At 63.1% G+C, this 14,160-nt stretch carries 11 protein-coding genes; 4 read left to right on the top strand and 7 right to left on the bottom strand.

Features of this window, described 5'->3' with window-relative positions; all coding sequences use genetic code 11:
• Window positions 1-35 precede the first annotated feature (35 nt).
• A complete protein-coding gene (locus tag AC07P1_RS16405) occupies window positions 36-1,202 on the bottom strand; it encodes an ATP-binding response regulator (RefSeq protein ID WP_494696814.1) in 1,167 nt (388 codons plus the stop codon).
• 121 nt (window positions 1,203-1,323) lie between these two features.
• Here AC07P1_RS16405 and AC07P1_RS16400 point away from each other — a divergent pair, with 121 nt between their 5' ends.
• Window positions 1,324-3,591: an ATP-binding protein gene (locus AC07P1_RS16400; protein WP_494696813.1), complete on the top strand. Its 2,268-nt coding sequence runs from the start codon at window positions 1,324-1,326 to the stop codon at window positions 3,589-3,591.
• 57 nt (window positions 3,592-3,648) lie between these two features.
• Here the strand turns inward: AC07P1_RS16400 and AC07P1_RS16395 are convergent, their stop codons facing one another.
• Window positions 3,649-5,844: an OsmC domain/YcaO domain-containing protein gene (locus tag AC07P1_RS16395; RefSeq protein WP_494696812.1), complete on the bottom strand. Its 2,196-nt coding sequence runs from the start codon at window positions 5,842-5,844 to the stop codon at window positions 3,649-3,651.
• Between the two features lie 176 nt (window positions 5,845-6,020).
• Here AC07P1_RS16395 and AC07P1_RS16390 point away from each other — a divergent pair, with 176 nt between their 5' ends.
• Window positions 6,021-6,932: a LysR substrate-binding domain-containing protein gene (locus tag AC07P1_RS16390; RefSeq protein ID WP_494696811.1), complete on the top strand. Its 912-nt coding sequence runs from the start codon at window positions 6,021-6,023 to the stop codon at window positions 6,930-6,932.
• A gap of 13 nt (window positions 6,933-6,945) precedes the next feature.
• Here the strand turns inward: AC07P1_RS16390 and arsH are convergent, their stop codons facing one another.
• From arsH to AC07P1_RS16370, 4 genes are all read right to left on the bottom strand, one after another.
• Window positions 6,946-7,662, bottom strand: coding sequence for an arsenical resistance protein ArsH (gene arsH / locus AC07P1_RS16385; RefSeq protein WP_494696810.1), 717 nt, complete (start codon window positions 7,660-7,662; stop codon window positions 6,946-6,948).
• 24 nt (window positions 7,663-7,686) lie between these two features.
• On the bottom strand, window positions 7,687-8,967 hold the full coding sequence (locus tag AC07P1_RS16380) for an arsenic transporter (protein WP_494696809.1): 1,281 nt from the start codon (window positions 8,965-8,967) through the stop codon (window positions 7,687-7,689).
• A gap of 122 nt (window positions 8,968-9,089) precedes the next feature.
• Window positions 9,090-9,584, bottom strand: coding sequence for an arsenate reductase ArsC (locus AC07P1_RS16375; protein WP_494696808.1), 495 nt, complete (start codon window positions 9,582-9,584; stop codon window positions 9,090-9,092).
• A gap of 36 nt (window positions 9,585-9,620) precedes the next feature.
• Window positions 9,621-9,929, bottom strand: a complete 309-nt coding sequence (locus tag AC07P1_RS16370; RefSeq protein WP_363495277.1) for an ArsR/SmtB family transcription factor — start codon at window positions 9,927-9,929, stop codon at window positions 9,621-9,623.
• A gap of 147 nt (window positions 9,930-10,076) precedes the next feature.
• Here AC07P1_RS16370 and arsN2 point away from each other — a divergent pair, with 147 nt between their 5' ends.
• A complete protein-coding gene (gene arsN2 / locus AC07P1_RS16365; RefSeq protein WP_494696807.1) occupies window positions 10,077-10,538 on the top strand; it encodes an arsenic resistance N-acetyltransferase ArsN2 in 462 nt (153 codons plus the stop codon).
• Between the two features lie 47 nt (window positions 10,539-10,585).
• Window positions 10,586-11,791 (top strand): MFS transporter, encoded by a 1,206-nt coding sequence (locus AC07P1_RS16360; protein WP_494696806.1) that lies wholly within the window; start codon window positions 10,586-10,588, stop codon window positions 11,789-11,791.
• Here the strand turns inward: AC07P1_RS16360 and AC07P1_RS16355 are convergent.
• Window positions 11,772-14,024 carry a copper-transporting P-type ATPase gene (locus tag AC07P1_RS16355; protein WP_494696805.1) on the bottom strand — a complete coding sequence of 751 codons (2,253 nt, stop codon included), beginning with the start codon at window positions 14,022-14,024 and terminating at the stop codon, window positions 11,772-11,774. The genes AC07P1_RS16360 and AC07P1_RS16355 overlap by 20 nt on opposite strands.
• Window positions 14,025-14,160 lie beyond the last annotated feature (136 nt).

Here is a 14,160-nt window from a genome sequence, read left to right as displayed (position 1 = left end):
GATAAGCGGCCGTCCCGCCCCACTACACGCTACGGTCACGCCGGCTTGCGCGGCAAAACCACATCGACACAGGTGCTCCCGCCAGGCCGGCTAACAATCTCAAGCCGTCCATCCAAACTGAGCGCGCGCTCGCGGATACCCAGCAAGCCAAACGATTGCGGCCGTGCCGCCGTCGGATCGAATCCACACCCGTTGTCCTCGACCCGCAAAACGCACTGATGCGCGGAACACCGCAGCGTGACCGCGGTTTCACTAGCGTTCGCATGGCGCGCGATATTGGTCAACGACTCCTGCACGATGCGGAATATGGCGATCGCTTGCGGTTCGTCCAGCCCGCCCGGTTCCAGATCCAGCGTCAGGCTGCAATCGAGTCCGCTATGCCTGCGGAACTCGTCGACCAGCCATTCCAGCGCCGAGCCGATCCCCATGTCCAGCACGGTTGGCCGCAAGGTCGTGGCGACATTGCGCACCACGCCGATGCTGCGGTCAACCAAATCGGTCAACTGGCGCACGTGCTCGTTCAGACCCGGAACATCGGCGCCGAACCGTACCCGCAGCAGCCCGGCCCGCATGCGCAAGGCGGTCAGCGATTGGCCCAGTTCATCGTGGAGCTCGTGGGCGATATGCTTGCGTTCATCTTCACGCGTGGTTTCCCGATGCGTGGCCAACTCGCGCACTTCGGCGGTGCGCGCTGCCACCTGCAGTTCCAGACTGTCGCGGTATTGCTGCAGCACGCGCTCGGCTTCACGGCGTTCCTGGTTCTCGCGCATCAGCAGCGCATTCTGGTCCACCAGTTGGGTCCGCATTGCGGCCAGCCGCAGATGGGTCGATACCCGCGCCAGCACCTCATCGAGCTGCAGCGGCTTGGTGACGTAGTCCACCGCGCCGGCGGCAAAGCCGGCCACCTTGTCGGCGGTGTCCGTCAGCGCGGTCATGAAGATCACCGGCACGGCGGCCGCCGCGCCGCCGCCGGACTTGAGGCGGCGGCACACTTCAAAGCCGTCGATGCCCGGCAACCGCACGTCGAGCAGTATCAGGTCCGGCGGGGCGAACGCCACCCGCTGCAAGGCTTCGTCGCCGCATTGCGCCACGGATAGGCGCAGGCCGTGCTGTTCCAGCATGTCGACCGCCAAGGTCAGATTGGCCGGGATATCGTCGACGATCAAGATGGTGCGGCCACGCAAGTCTGGCGGCAGGTTCATGGTTACTCCGGCTGTACACAAGATGAGTTCGTGGAAGTTGGTCCTATGCTACCAGACCCGGGTATATACTTGGGCTCGCTCCACCCTGCCCTTGCTGTTCCAAGAACCCATCGGTCCGCACATGAATCAGACGCTCTCCAGGCCAACAGCAATAATTTACTATCTGGTTATCTTATTGTTATTCCTGACGCCGACATTGTTGATCTGGCAGCATTTCGGCATGGTCCGGAGCCTTGAGATATCGCCTCGCCACCCACATGGCGTCAAACTGGCGGACGACCGTGACGACGACAACGGCGACTCGATCGCAACGCTGGTGCGCACCGACGATGCGCTCACGATGCGCTGCGACCTGGGAACCGGCGCCCAGTATCCATTTTGCAAAATGCAGTTTCTGATGGGCGAGCCGGGCGAGGGACTGGACTTTTCGCATTTCGATACGATTACCTTTAACATGCGCTATACGAGCGATCATCCCAAATTGTTCAAGCTGCACCTGCTGAATTTTGAACCGGGCTTATCCACTCCAGGTGTTTGGAACTCGCAGCGATATAACGAAGCCGAGGTCGCTCCCCCTCCCGAAACGACTTTCACGATTCCACTCAACGTGGTGCACACTGCGGAGTGGTGGCGGAGCGCACACAAGATACCGTTGTCTAAAAACCCCACGCGGCTTGACCGCGTGACGGCCGTGGAGATTGCGACCGCGGTGTTAGGCCCAAAACAGCTTATCACGATCGAATTGCGGTCGATCGAATTCCGCGGCAAATGGATGTCGAAAACAACCCTGCTCATGTATCTGGTGTCCGCTTGGATCGGATGCGGACTGTTCGGCTTGTCGCTGGGCCTGCTCCACTTTCGCGCCAGCCTTTCGGCCAGCAATTCACGCCTGGAAAATTTGACCGCCGTCGATCGCGAACGCAAGGCGGCCGAGGCGGCGCGCGAGACGGCCCTGGCCGAGGCGATCCGCTTGGCACACCAGCGCAGCAACTTCATGGCGCAAATGAGCCACGAATTGCGCACCCCGCTCAATGCCATCATGGGCTATGCCCAGTTGCTGAGGCGTGACAGCCAACAGCTCAGCGAACGGCAGGCCGTCGGCCTGGACACCATTCATGAGAGCGGCCAGCATTTGCTCACGCTCATCAACGACATCCTGGACATGGCGCGGGTCGAAGCCGGAAAGATGGTTTTGTATCCGACCGCCGTCGATCTCGACGTTTTCCTGCGGGTGGTGAGCGACATCGTGCGCGTGAAGGCCGAAGAAAAAGGCATCCGGTTCAGCTACGAGTTGGTCGCCGACTTGCCGGCCGCCGTCACGATCGATGAGACACGCTTGCGCCAAGTGCTGCTCAACCTGCTGGGCAACGCAGTGAAATTCACCGATCACGGCGCCGTTTCCCTGCGGGTGCGGCCGGCGTCGCCCGAGGAAGGCCCGGCCGTCCACGACGGCCGCGCCAGCACGCGCTTGCGCTTCGAGGTGGCCGACAGCGGTATCGGCATGAGCGCTCAACAACTCGAGCGTATTTTCCAACCCTTCGAGCAGATGGGCAATATGAAGCGGCGCGAAGGCGGCGCGGGATTGGGCCTGGCCATCAGCCAACAACTGGTGCGCCTGATGGGCGGCGACATCGCGGTCGTGAGTGAACCGGACAAGGGCAGCACGTTCTGGTTTGAACTGACGGTGCCGATCGCCACCGAGAGCCCGGCCGCCGTAGCGCCACTGCACGACATCGTCGGTTATGAAGGCGCACGCAAGCGATTGCTGATTGCCGACGACGTGCCGCAAAATCGCGCGATGTTGGTGGACTTGCTGCAGGGGGTGGGCTTCATCGTGGCTGCGGCGGAGAACGGCCTGGAGTGCCTGGTCCTGCTGGAGAGCTTCAAGCCCGAGCTGATTTTGATGGATGTCATGATGCCTCTGCTTGATGGCAATGAGACGACGCGGCGGATACGCCGGATGCCGGGTTGGGAGACCATTCCGATTGTCGCCGTGACCGCCGGCGCCAGCCGGGAGGACGAATCGAAATGCTATGAAGCGGGCGCCAACGCCTTTCTCGCCAAGCCGATCGAACACGCGGCACTGTTGCGCACGATCGGTACCCAACTGTCGCTGCACTGGATTTCCACGCGCCCGGCGCCCGCCGACCCGGCCGGGGAGGACGCAACGGATTTGGTCATCCCGCCGGCCGAGGAGATCGAGGTGCTGTGGCAATTGGCGCAACTCGGAAACATGCGGGAGATCAGGGAGCGGGCGCGCTACCTGCGGGAGCTCGATCCCGCCTACGCCGCTTTCGCCACTCGCCTGGACACGCTGGCGCGGGGCTACCAGTCGCTGGCGTTGAGCACCTTCGTCGCCGGCCACCGGGCCGACCAAACGTTGCAATGATCAGCGCCCGGGGTGCTCTTCAAGGCCGAAGTGGGATGCCACGATTCCACGACAAGGTCAAACCGCAGCCTTCGCGCGCGCCGCATGCAATTTCTTGTAGCTATCGATCAAACGCTCGTGCCTGTCGAGACCTTCCAGCTTCATGCTCGTCGGCGTCAGGCCGTAGAACCGCACGCTGCCGTCCATCGATCCCAGCACCGCGTCCATCCTTGCGTCGCCAAACATCCGGCGGAAATTGACCACGTAATCTTCCAGCTCCAGGTCGTCGTCCAGCTCAACTTCCAGCACAACATTCAAGGCCTGATAGAACAGTCCGCGCTCGAGCGAGTTGTCGTTATATTGCAGGAACGCTTCCACCAGCTCTTTTGCGTCTTCAAACTGCTGCAGGGCCAGGTTGATCAGCAGCTTCAGCTCCAGCGTAGTCAACTGGCCCCAAGGCGTGTTCTCGTCAAATTCAACACCGATCAACGTGGCGATGTCGCCGTATTCGTCCAGTTCGTTATCGTCCAGGCGTTCGAGCAGCGCCTCCAGGGCGTCCTCGTCGAGGCTGTGCAAGTTCAATACGTCGGAACGGAATAACAGCGATTTGTTGGTGTTGTCCCAGATCAGATCCTCCACCGGATACACTTCCGAATAGCCCGGCACCAGAATCCGGCATGCGGTCGAGCCCAACTGGTCGTAGACGGCCATGTAGACCTCCTTACCCATTTCTTCGAGAATGCCGAACAAGGTCGCGGCTTCCTCGGCGTTGGAGTTTTCACCTTGGCCGGAGAAATCCCATTCCACGAAATCGTAGTCGGCCTTGGCGCTGAAGAAGCGCCACGACACGATGCCGCTGGAATCGATGAAGTGTTCGACGAAGTTGTTCGGCTCGGTCACGGCGTTACTGACAAACGTCGGCCGGGGCAAATCGTTCAAGCCCTCAAAGCTGCGGCCCTGCAGCAACTCGGTCAGACTGCGTTCCAGCGCCACTTCCAGGCTAGGGTGCGCGCCGAACGAGGCGAACACTCCGCCGGTGCGTGGATTCATCAACGTCACGCACATGACCGGGTAGGTTCCGCCCAGCGACGCATCCTTGACCAGCACCGGGAAGCCCTGCTCTTCCAGCCCTTGAATGCCGGCCACGATGCCCGGGTATTTCGCCAATACTTCCTGCGGCACGTCGGGCAAGGCGATTTCGCCTTCCAGAATTTCGCGTTTAACCGCCCTCTCGAAGATCTCCGACAGGCATTGCACCTGGGCCTCGGCCAGCGTGTTACCGGCGCTCATGCCATTGCTGACATACAGGTTCTCGACCAGGTTCGACGGGAAATACACAACCGCGTCGTCCGACTGCCGCACGAATGGCAGCGAACAGATGCCGCGCTCCACATTGCCGGAGTTGGTGTCGTACAGATGCGAGCCGCGCAGTTCGCGATCGGCGTCGTAGATTTCCAGGCAATACTCATCCAGGATTTCGGTCGGCAATGCGTCCTTGCGGCCAGGCTTGAACCAGCGTTCGTTCGGGTAATGGACGAAGGCGGCGTTGGCGATATCTTCGCCCCAATACGCGCCCGCGTAGAAGTGATTGCAGTTCAGCCGCTCGATATACTCGCCCAAAGCCGACGCCAAGGCGCTTTCCTTGGTCGATCCCTTGCCGTTGGTGAAACACATCGGCGAGTGCGCATCGCGGATGTGCAGCGACCAGACGTTGGGAACGATATTGCGCCACGACGCGATTTCAATCTTGATGCCCAAGCCCGCCAGAACGCCGGACATATTGGCGATGGTTTGCTCCAGCGGCAGATCCTTGCCCACGATATAGGTGCTGGCTTCGCCTGCCGGCTTCATGGTCAGCAACGCCTGGGCGTCGGCATCCAGGTTCTCGACTTCTTCAATAATGAATTCGGGTCCGGCCTGCACCACCTTTTTCACCGTGCAGCGGTCGATGGAGCGCAGGATGCCTTGCCGGTCCTTGTCCGAGATATCGGCCGGCAGTTCGACCTGGATCTTGAAGATCTGCTGGTAACGGTTCTCGGGATCGACAATGTTGTTCTGCGACAGACGGATGTTTTCCGTTGGAATATTGCGAGTTACGCAATACAACTTGACGAAGTAAGCGGCGCACAAGGCGGACGAGGCCAGGAAATAGTCGAACGGACCCGGCGCCGAGCCATCCCCTTTGTAGCGGATGGGTTGGTCGGCGATGACCGTGAAATCATCGAATTTAGCTTCAAGACGTAGCTTATCGAGAAAATTGACCTTAATTTCCATGGGGAATTCCAATCTGGTGCGCAAAATGAGTTGGCCGCCATTATCCGTTGTTTTGGCCGTGCGGCAAAGACTGCATACGGTCACGGCCGCTATGCTGCTCTGATACTATGCGAAATCGGAATAACGATAGGCACGGCAGGGCGGACAATGGCAGTTGGCATGGGGAGAACGGACTGATGGACATCAAGTGGCTGGAGGATTTCATCAGTCTCGCGCGGACCCGCAATTTTTCGCGTTCGGCCGACGACCGTGGCGTGACCCAATCGGCGCTCAGCCGCCGCATCCAAACGCTGGAGGCCTGGGTGGGCGCCGATCTGGTCGATCGTAGCAGTTATCCGCTGGTGCTCACGCCGGCGGGCAAGATGTTTGCCGCAAGCGCCACCGAGGCGGTGCGGCTGTTGAACGATGCCCGCGCCGTGTTGCGTGTCGAGGAAACCAATGACCAGGTGCTGCGGGTGTCGGCCGGCCACGCCTTGTCATTGAACTTCTTTCCCGGATGGCTCAATTCGGTGCAGGCCCAATACGGCCCGCTGCCCGCGCGCATCCTGCCCACCAATGTGCACGACTCGGTGCTGTCGCTGGTCGAGGGCAACTGCGATCTGCTGCTGTGTTACCACCACGCCGACTTGCCGATCGAACTGGATGCACAGCGCTTTGAATTCCTGCACCTGGGCGACGAAACGGTGATGCCGGTATCGGTGCCCAACCGCGCCGGATCGCCGATGTTCGCGCTGCCAGGCGGCACGGCCGCTCCCCTGCCCTATCTGGCCTACACGGCGACATCCTACTTCGGCCGTGTGGTGCAACGCTTGCAGGCGCGCACCGGCCAGCCGGTCTGCCTGCGCAGCTGTTACGAGAGCGACATGGCCGAACTGCTCAAGACCATGGCGCTGTCTGGACACGGCCTGGCCTGGCTGCCGGAGAGCAGCATCGCGCGCGAACTGGCCGAAGGCAAGCTGGTGCGCGCCGGCGGCGATCTATGGACCATGCGGCTCGAGATCCGCCTGTTCCGCGCCATCGCCCACCGCAAGCCCATGCTGGACAAGTTGTGGGACCAGTTGCGCAAAGGCCGGGATTCCGCTTGCTGACAGGGCAAGCCGTTCAGATCCGTTTGATGGCGGCGTCGATCGCCTTCATTTGCCGTTCATTGCGCTCGCTGTAACGATCCGTCAGATAGTCCGACCGGCCGCGCAGCAACAGCGTCATCTTGAACAGCTCCTCCATCACATCGACCACGCGGTCGTAGTAGGCCGAGGGCCGCATGCGCCCCGCGTCGTCGAACTCCTTGTACGCCATCGGCACCGACGACTGGTTCGGGATGGTGAACATGCGCATCCAGCGCCCGAGCAGGCGCAGCGTATTGACCACGTTGAACGATTGCGAACCGCCGCAGACCTGCATCACCGCCAGGGTGCGGCCCTGGCTGGGACGGATCGCGCCCATCTCCAGCGGAATCCAGTCGATCTGGTTCTTCATCACGGCGGTGACGGCGCCGTGGCGCTCCGGGCTGCACCACACCTGGCCCTCGGACCACATGCACAGTTCGCGCAGCTCGACCACTTTCGGATGATCGTCCGCCACGCTGCCGGCCATCGGCAACGTCATCGGATCGAAGATCTTCACCTCGGCCCCGAAGTGCTCCAGGATGCGGGCCGCCTCCTCGGTCAGGAAGCGGCTGAACGAGCGTTCCCGCAGCGAGCCGTACAGCATCAGGATGCGCGGCGGGTGGCTCAGGTCGCCGACTTGGGCCAGCTTGTCCAGCCTCGGCAGGTCGAGCTGGTCGGGATTGATGTTGGGCAGGTTGGTGATCTTTTCCATGTTTAGTCCAGATTGTTCATGTGTTTAAGCCAAACGCAAGGCCAGCGCGGCCAGCGTGATCAACAGCACCGGCAAGGTCAGCACGATGCCGACGCGGAAGTAATAGCCCCACGATATCTCGATGCCCTTGCTCGACAGGACGTGCAGCCACAGCAGCGTGGCGAGGCTGCCGATCGGCGTGATTTTCGGGCCGAGGTCGCTACCGATGACGTTGGCATAGATCATCGCCTCGCGCACCGCGCCCTGGGCCGTGGTCGCGTCGATCGACAGCGCGCCGATCAGCACGGTCGGCATATTGTTCATGATCGACGACAGCAACGCCGTGATCAGGCCGGTGCCCAGCGCCGCGCCCCACACGCCATAGCCGGCGCATTGGTTGAGGACGCCGGTCAGGTAACCGGTCAGACCCGCGTTGCGCAAGCCGTACACCACCAGGTACATGCCCAGCGAGAAGACCACGATTTGCCACGGCGCGTTGCGGACGACGTCGCGCGTCGAGATCTTATGGCCGCGCGCGGCGACCGCCAACAGCAAGGCCGCGCCGGCCGCCGCGACCGCGCTGATCGGCACGCCCAGTTGATCGAGCCAGAAGAAGCCGGCCAACAGCAGGCCCAGCACCCACCAGCCGGTGATGAAGGTGGCGCGGTCGTGGATCGCCTCGTCAGGCGCTTTCAGCTGGGCCAGCTCGTAGTTGGCCGGGATGTCCTTGCGGAAGAACCACATCAGCGCGGCCAGGGTGGCGGCCACGGAAACCAGGTTGACCGGCGCCATGACGGCGGCATAGCGGGCAAAGCCGATATCGAAATAATCGGCCGACACGATGTTGACCAGGTTGGACACCACCAGCGGCAGGCTGGCCGTATCGGCGATAAAGCCGGCCGCCATCACGAAGGCCAGCGTGGCCTTGGCGGAAAAGCGCAGCGCGCGCAGCATGGCGATGACGATGGGCGTCAGGATCAACGCCGCGCCGTCGTTGGCGAACAGCGCCGCCACGGTGGCCCCCAGCAGGACCAGCAGCACGAACAAGCGCGTGCCGCTGCCCCGTCCCCAGCGGGCCACATGCAGCGCTGCCCACTCGAAGAAGCCGGCCTTGTCCAGCAACAGGCTGATGATAATCACCGCCACGAAGGTGCCGGTGGCGTTCCAAACGATGTGCCACACCACCGGGATATCGGCGACATGGATCACGCCGGCCAGCAGCGCCACGACGGCGCCGGCGGCCGCGCTCCAACCGATGCCCAGCCCGCGCGGCTGCCAGATAACCAGAATCAATGTAGCGACAAAAATCAAAAATGCAGCAAGCACGGCGAGTCCTTCATACTCCGGGGTCAGGTCCACCATTGCTACACGAGCACGACCGTAGCGTCGATTAATCGCCGATACAGATGAGGACGTGTAGCAATGGTGGACCTGACCCCGGATTTGGTTTAGGTGGTGATGTGACCGATTTTATCGAGCTCGGCCTTCAGTGCGGCCTTGTCTTTCGAGAGCTCCGCCAGCGGCAACGCGAGGAAGGCTTCGATGCGGGCGCGGATGATGCCGTAGGTGTGCTCGAACGCGGCGTCGATCTCTTCCTCCGTGCCGACCACGTGGCCGGGGTCGGCGACGCCCCAATGCGTGCGCGTCACCGATCCCAGGTAGGCCGGGCAGGTTTCGCCGGCGGCGCTGCCGCAAACGGTGACGACGATGTCCGGTGTCACCGGCAGATCGTTCCAGGATTTGCTGAAATAGCCTTCGGTCGAGATGCCCTTGCTGCCAAGTAGTGACACCGCCCGCGGATGCAGTTTGCCCGCCGGCTGGCTGCCGGCGCTGATCGCCTTTAACCCGGCCGGCGCCAGGTGGTTGAAAGTGGCTTCCGAGATGACGGAACGGCAGGAGTTGCCGGTGCATAGGAACAGGACGTTATAGGCTTTTTCTTGCATGTGAATTCTCCGGGTTGATGTGGATAGTGAATCTGTTCAGCAGCCGGCCGGGCCGCAAGGAACGCCACCGCAGCAGTTCTCCGTCAAGTAGCCGATCAGGCCGTTCATGACGGCGACGTCGGCCGAGTAGATGATGAATCGCCCCTCGCTGCGCGAGGTGATCAGCTTGGCGTGGGTCAGTTCCTTCAGGTGAAACGACAGCGACGAAGGGGCGATGTCCAGGTGCTCGGCGATCTTGGTGGCCGCCATGCCGCCAGGACCGATCTGCACCAGCAGCCTGAAAATCGCCAGCCTGCTCTCCTGGGCGATGGCCGCCAGCGCCGCCAACACATCCTTGGTTTCCATGATCCTGCTTCCATAATTCGATAATGATTGAAGTATCATAACCCGAAGACTACGACATTTCAAATATTATCGAAGTATATTGACAGTTTGATGACAGGGAATTATTCTTTAGGCAAGCTGGTGTGCCGAACAACAAACAGGAGAGATATGAGCAGCCTACCCGCGCGCATCCCGGCATTCCGGCCGGCCACCGCCGCCGACTGGGGCGCCATCGAAGCCATGTTGAATGACGCGCGCTTGCCGCTGGACGGCGCGCGAGAGCATCTGGACAGCTTTATCGTCGGCGAGTTCGATGGCGCGATCGTCTGCGCCGGCGCGCTGGAACATTACGGCGCGACGGCATTGCTACGCTCGGTGGTGGTGTCGGCCAACCGGCGTGGCGGCGGTACGGGCGGCCTGCTGTTCGACGCACTCAAGGCGATAGCCAGGTCGCGCGGCATTGCCAAGCTGTACTTGCTGACGACCACTGCCGCGGCGTTCTTTGCCCGGCGCGGATTCACGGAGAGCACCCGCGTCGAGGTTCCCCCCGCGCTGCACGCCTCGCGCGAATTTCAGGGCGCATGTCCCGCTTCGGCGACCTTGATGTCCATGTCTTTGACGACCGACTGAAGGCGCCCGCCAAGTCTTTATACATCGCAGGACTAAGAAAGAGATTGATGCCACATTCCTGGCGCACCGTCGGCATACTTGCCTTCACGCAAATTGCCACATGGGGCTCGGTGTACTACGCCTTTTCGATCGTCGCCCCGGCCATCGGGCGCGAGCTGGGACTACGTTCCGAGATGGTCTACGGCGCTTTCTCGTGGAGCCTGTTGGTCTCGGGCCTGGTCGCCACGCCGGCCGGCATCCTGCTCGACCGCTTCGGCGGCCAGTGGATCATGGCGGCCGGCTCCATGCTGTGCGGCGCCGGCCTTGTCTGGCTCAGCCGGGCCGGCGACACGCTGTCCTATTTCGGCGCCTGGACCGTGCTGGGCGTCGCCATGTCGCTGACGATGTACGAGGCGGCGTTCGCCACCATCAACCGCAAGTTCCATCTCAACAGCCGCCAGGCGATCTCGACGCTGACCTTGTTCGGCGGCTTCTCCAGCACCGTGTTCTGGCCGCTGACCTTGAAGCTGAGCACGCTGATCGGCTGGCGCGACACGTATTTCTGGTTCGGCATGGCGCAACTACTGTTGTGCCTGCCGCTGCATATGATGCTTGGATGCGACACGCCCGCCGCGCCGGTTCACAACGCGCCGGCGGAGCCCAGCCATACCCTGGCCGAAGCGTTGCGCCATCCGGCGTTCTGGATGCTGGCGTTCGCGTTTTCGGCCAATATCTTCATTTTCTCGGCGTTGTCGGTGCACCTGATTCCGCTGCTGACGGACCTGGGCCACAGCGCGGCCATCGCCGTGCTGATGGCAAGTTTGATGGGACCGGCGCAAGTCGCGGGCCGCATCTGCGAGCGCACCCTGCTGCGCGACGCGCTGCCGCAAACGGTCGGCAAGTTCACCTTTTCCGCGCTGCCGGCGGCGGTGCTGGCGTTGCTGCTGTTCGGCACCCAGGCCTGGGCCGCAGCCTTGTTCTGCGTGCTTTACGGCATGAGCAACGGCGTGCTGACGATCGTGCGCGGCACGATTCCGCAGGCGATGTTCGGCCGCGCCAATTACGGCGCCATTTCCGGCGCGATGGCGGGGCCATCGCTGGCGGCCAAGGCGGCGGGGCCTATCGTCGCGGCGGCGATTTTGAGCGGCTACGCCAGCCCGGCCGCCTTGCTGGTCATTTTGTTGGCGATGTCGATCGTCTCGCTGGGTTTTTATCTGCACGCGGTCAAGGGCGGCGCGCGCGGCGGCCCGGCATCTATGCCGACCGAGCCGTGAGCGGCCCGCCCGGCGAGGCCGGGGCCGATGTTTTGCGGCGCAGGCGCAGCGCGTTGGCGATGACCGACACCGAGCTCAAACTCATCGCCAGCGCCGCGATCATGGGCGACAGCAATTGTCCGGTGAAGGGGTACAGCACGCCTGCCGCCAGCGGGATGCCCAGCGCGTTGTAGATGAAGGCGAAGCCGAGGTTCTGCCACATATTGCGCACCGTCTCCACGGAGATGCCCCGCGCCAGCGCGATGCCGCGCAGGTCGCCCTTGACCAGCGTCACATGCGCGCTGTTGATGGCGACGTCGGTCCCGGTGCCCATGGCGATGCCGACGTCCGACTTGGCCAGCGCGGGCGCGTCATTGATACCGTCGCCGGCCATCGCGACCACCTTGCCTTGCCGTTGCAGCTTTTCCACCAGTGCCAGCTTGTCCTGTGGCTTGACCTCCCCGTAGTACTCGCCGATGCCCAGCCTGGCTGCTACGGATTTCGCCGTGCTCACGCCATCGCCGGTCGCCATGATGACGTTGACGCCGTCCGCATACAGGCCCCTCAGCGCCTCGCCGGTACTGGCCTTGATCGGATCCGACACCGCCAGCAGTCCGGCGATGCGCTGGTCCACCGCCAGATACATCACGCTGGCGCCCTCCACCCGCAACGCCTCGGCCGCCTGGCCCAGCGGCTTCCAGTCGACACCGTCCGCCTCCATCAACGCGGTGTTGCCCAGCGCGATGCGTTGCCCGCCGACGGCGCCGCGCACGCCGATGCCGCTCGACGATTCGAACGATTCCGGCTTGTTCAACGGCAGCGCGCGCCGTTTCGCCTCGCTGACGATGGCATGCGCCAGCGGATGCTCGCTGCCCTGGTCGATGCTCGCCGCCAGCCGCAGCACACCATCCTCGTCGAAGCCGTCGGCGGCGACCACGCGGTCGAAGGCGGGCTTGCCTTCAGTCAGCGTGCCGGTCTTGTCGACGATCAGCGTGTCGACCTTCTTCAGGCCTTCGATGGCGGCGGCGTCGCGAAACAGCACCCCCTGGGTGGCCGCACGTCCGGTGGCCGCCATGATCGACATCGGCGTGGCCAAGCCGAGCGCGCAAGGGCACGCGATGATCAGCACCGCGACCGCGTTGACGAAGCCAAATACCCAGCTCGGCTCGGGCCCGTAAAAGCCCCACACGGCCAAGGTCAGCAGCGCGATGGCGGCCACCACGATCACAAAGTAGCCGGCCACGCTGTCGGCCAGCCGCTGCATCGGCGCGCGCGAGCGCTGCGCCTGCGCGACCATTTGCACGATCTGCGACAGCATGGTGTCGGCGCCGATTTTTTCCGCGCGCATGACCAGGCTGCCGCTGGTGTTGATCGTCGCGCCGATCAGCTTGTCGCCTTCGCGCTTGGTCACCGGCACCGGCTCGCCGGTCAGCATCGATTCGTCGACCGCGCTCTCCCCTTCGGCCACGACGCCGTCCACCGGCACTTTCTCACCGGGACGCACGCGCAACGCGTCGCCCACGTGCACATGCGTCAAAGGGATGTCCTCCTCGCCGCCATCGGCAGCGATGCGCCGCGCCGTCCTGGGCGCCAGGCCCAGCAGCGATTTGATCGCCGCCGACGTTTGTGACCTGGCGCGCAGTTCCAGTATCTGCCCGAGCAAGGTCAGTGTGACGATGACGGCCGCCGCTTCGAAATACACGCTGATCGGGCCGTGCGCCGCGAACGATGGCGGAAAGACCCCGGGCGCGAGCGTCGCCACCACGCTGTAACCATACGCGGCCAGCACGCCGGTCCCGATCAGGGACCACATGTTCGGACTGGCGTTGGCGATCGATCGCGCCCAACGCACATAGAACGGCCACCCGGCCCACACCACCACCGGCGTGCCGACCGCGAACTCGATCCAGTTCTGGCCGGGCAAGGACGAACCCCATACCATGTGGCCGAACATGGCCAGCGCGAACACGACGACGGTCAGCGGCAGCGTCCACCAAAACCGCCGCCGGAAATCCACCAGCTCGGGATTTTCCCCGTCATCCACCGCCGGCATGACCGGTTCGAGCGCCATGCCGCATATCGGGCAGCTGCCCGGGGCCGGCTGCCGGATTTGTGGATGCATGGGACAGGTATAAACCGCGCCATCCGGCGCCTGGGTCGCCGACGCCGCGCAGGCAGCCTCTCCGGGCCCGGCGCGATGCCCCGGATGCCCGTGATGCCCTTCATGATGGTGCTGATGTTCGCTCTCGGTCATGGGATGCTCCTGTGGGTTCGGGCGCTCGCTCCACGTGGCGAGCCGGTCGCGGCCAACTTGGCCGCCAATGTAAACCCTGCGATGGAAAGGTCAAGCCCCTTAAGGGTTATGCACCTTCCCACGGACGGAAGGTCAA

Source organism: Duganella sp. GW821-FHT07F09, from assembly GCF_059418705.1.
Note: the sequence above shows the minus strand (reverse complement) of the source record. Positions and strands in the feature narration are given on the sequence as shown.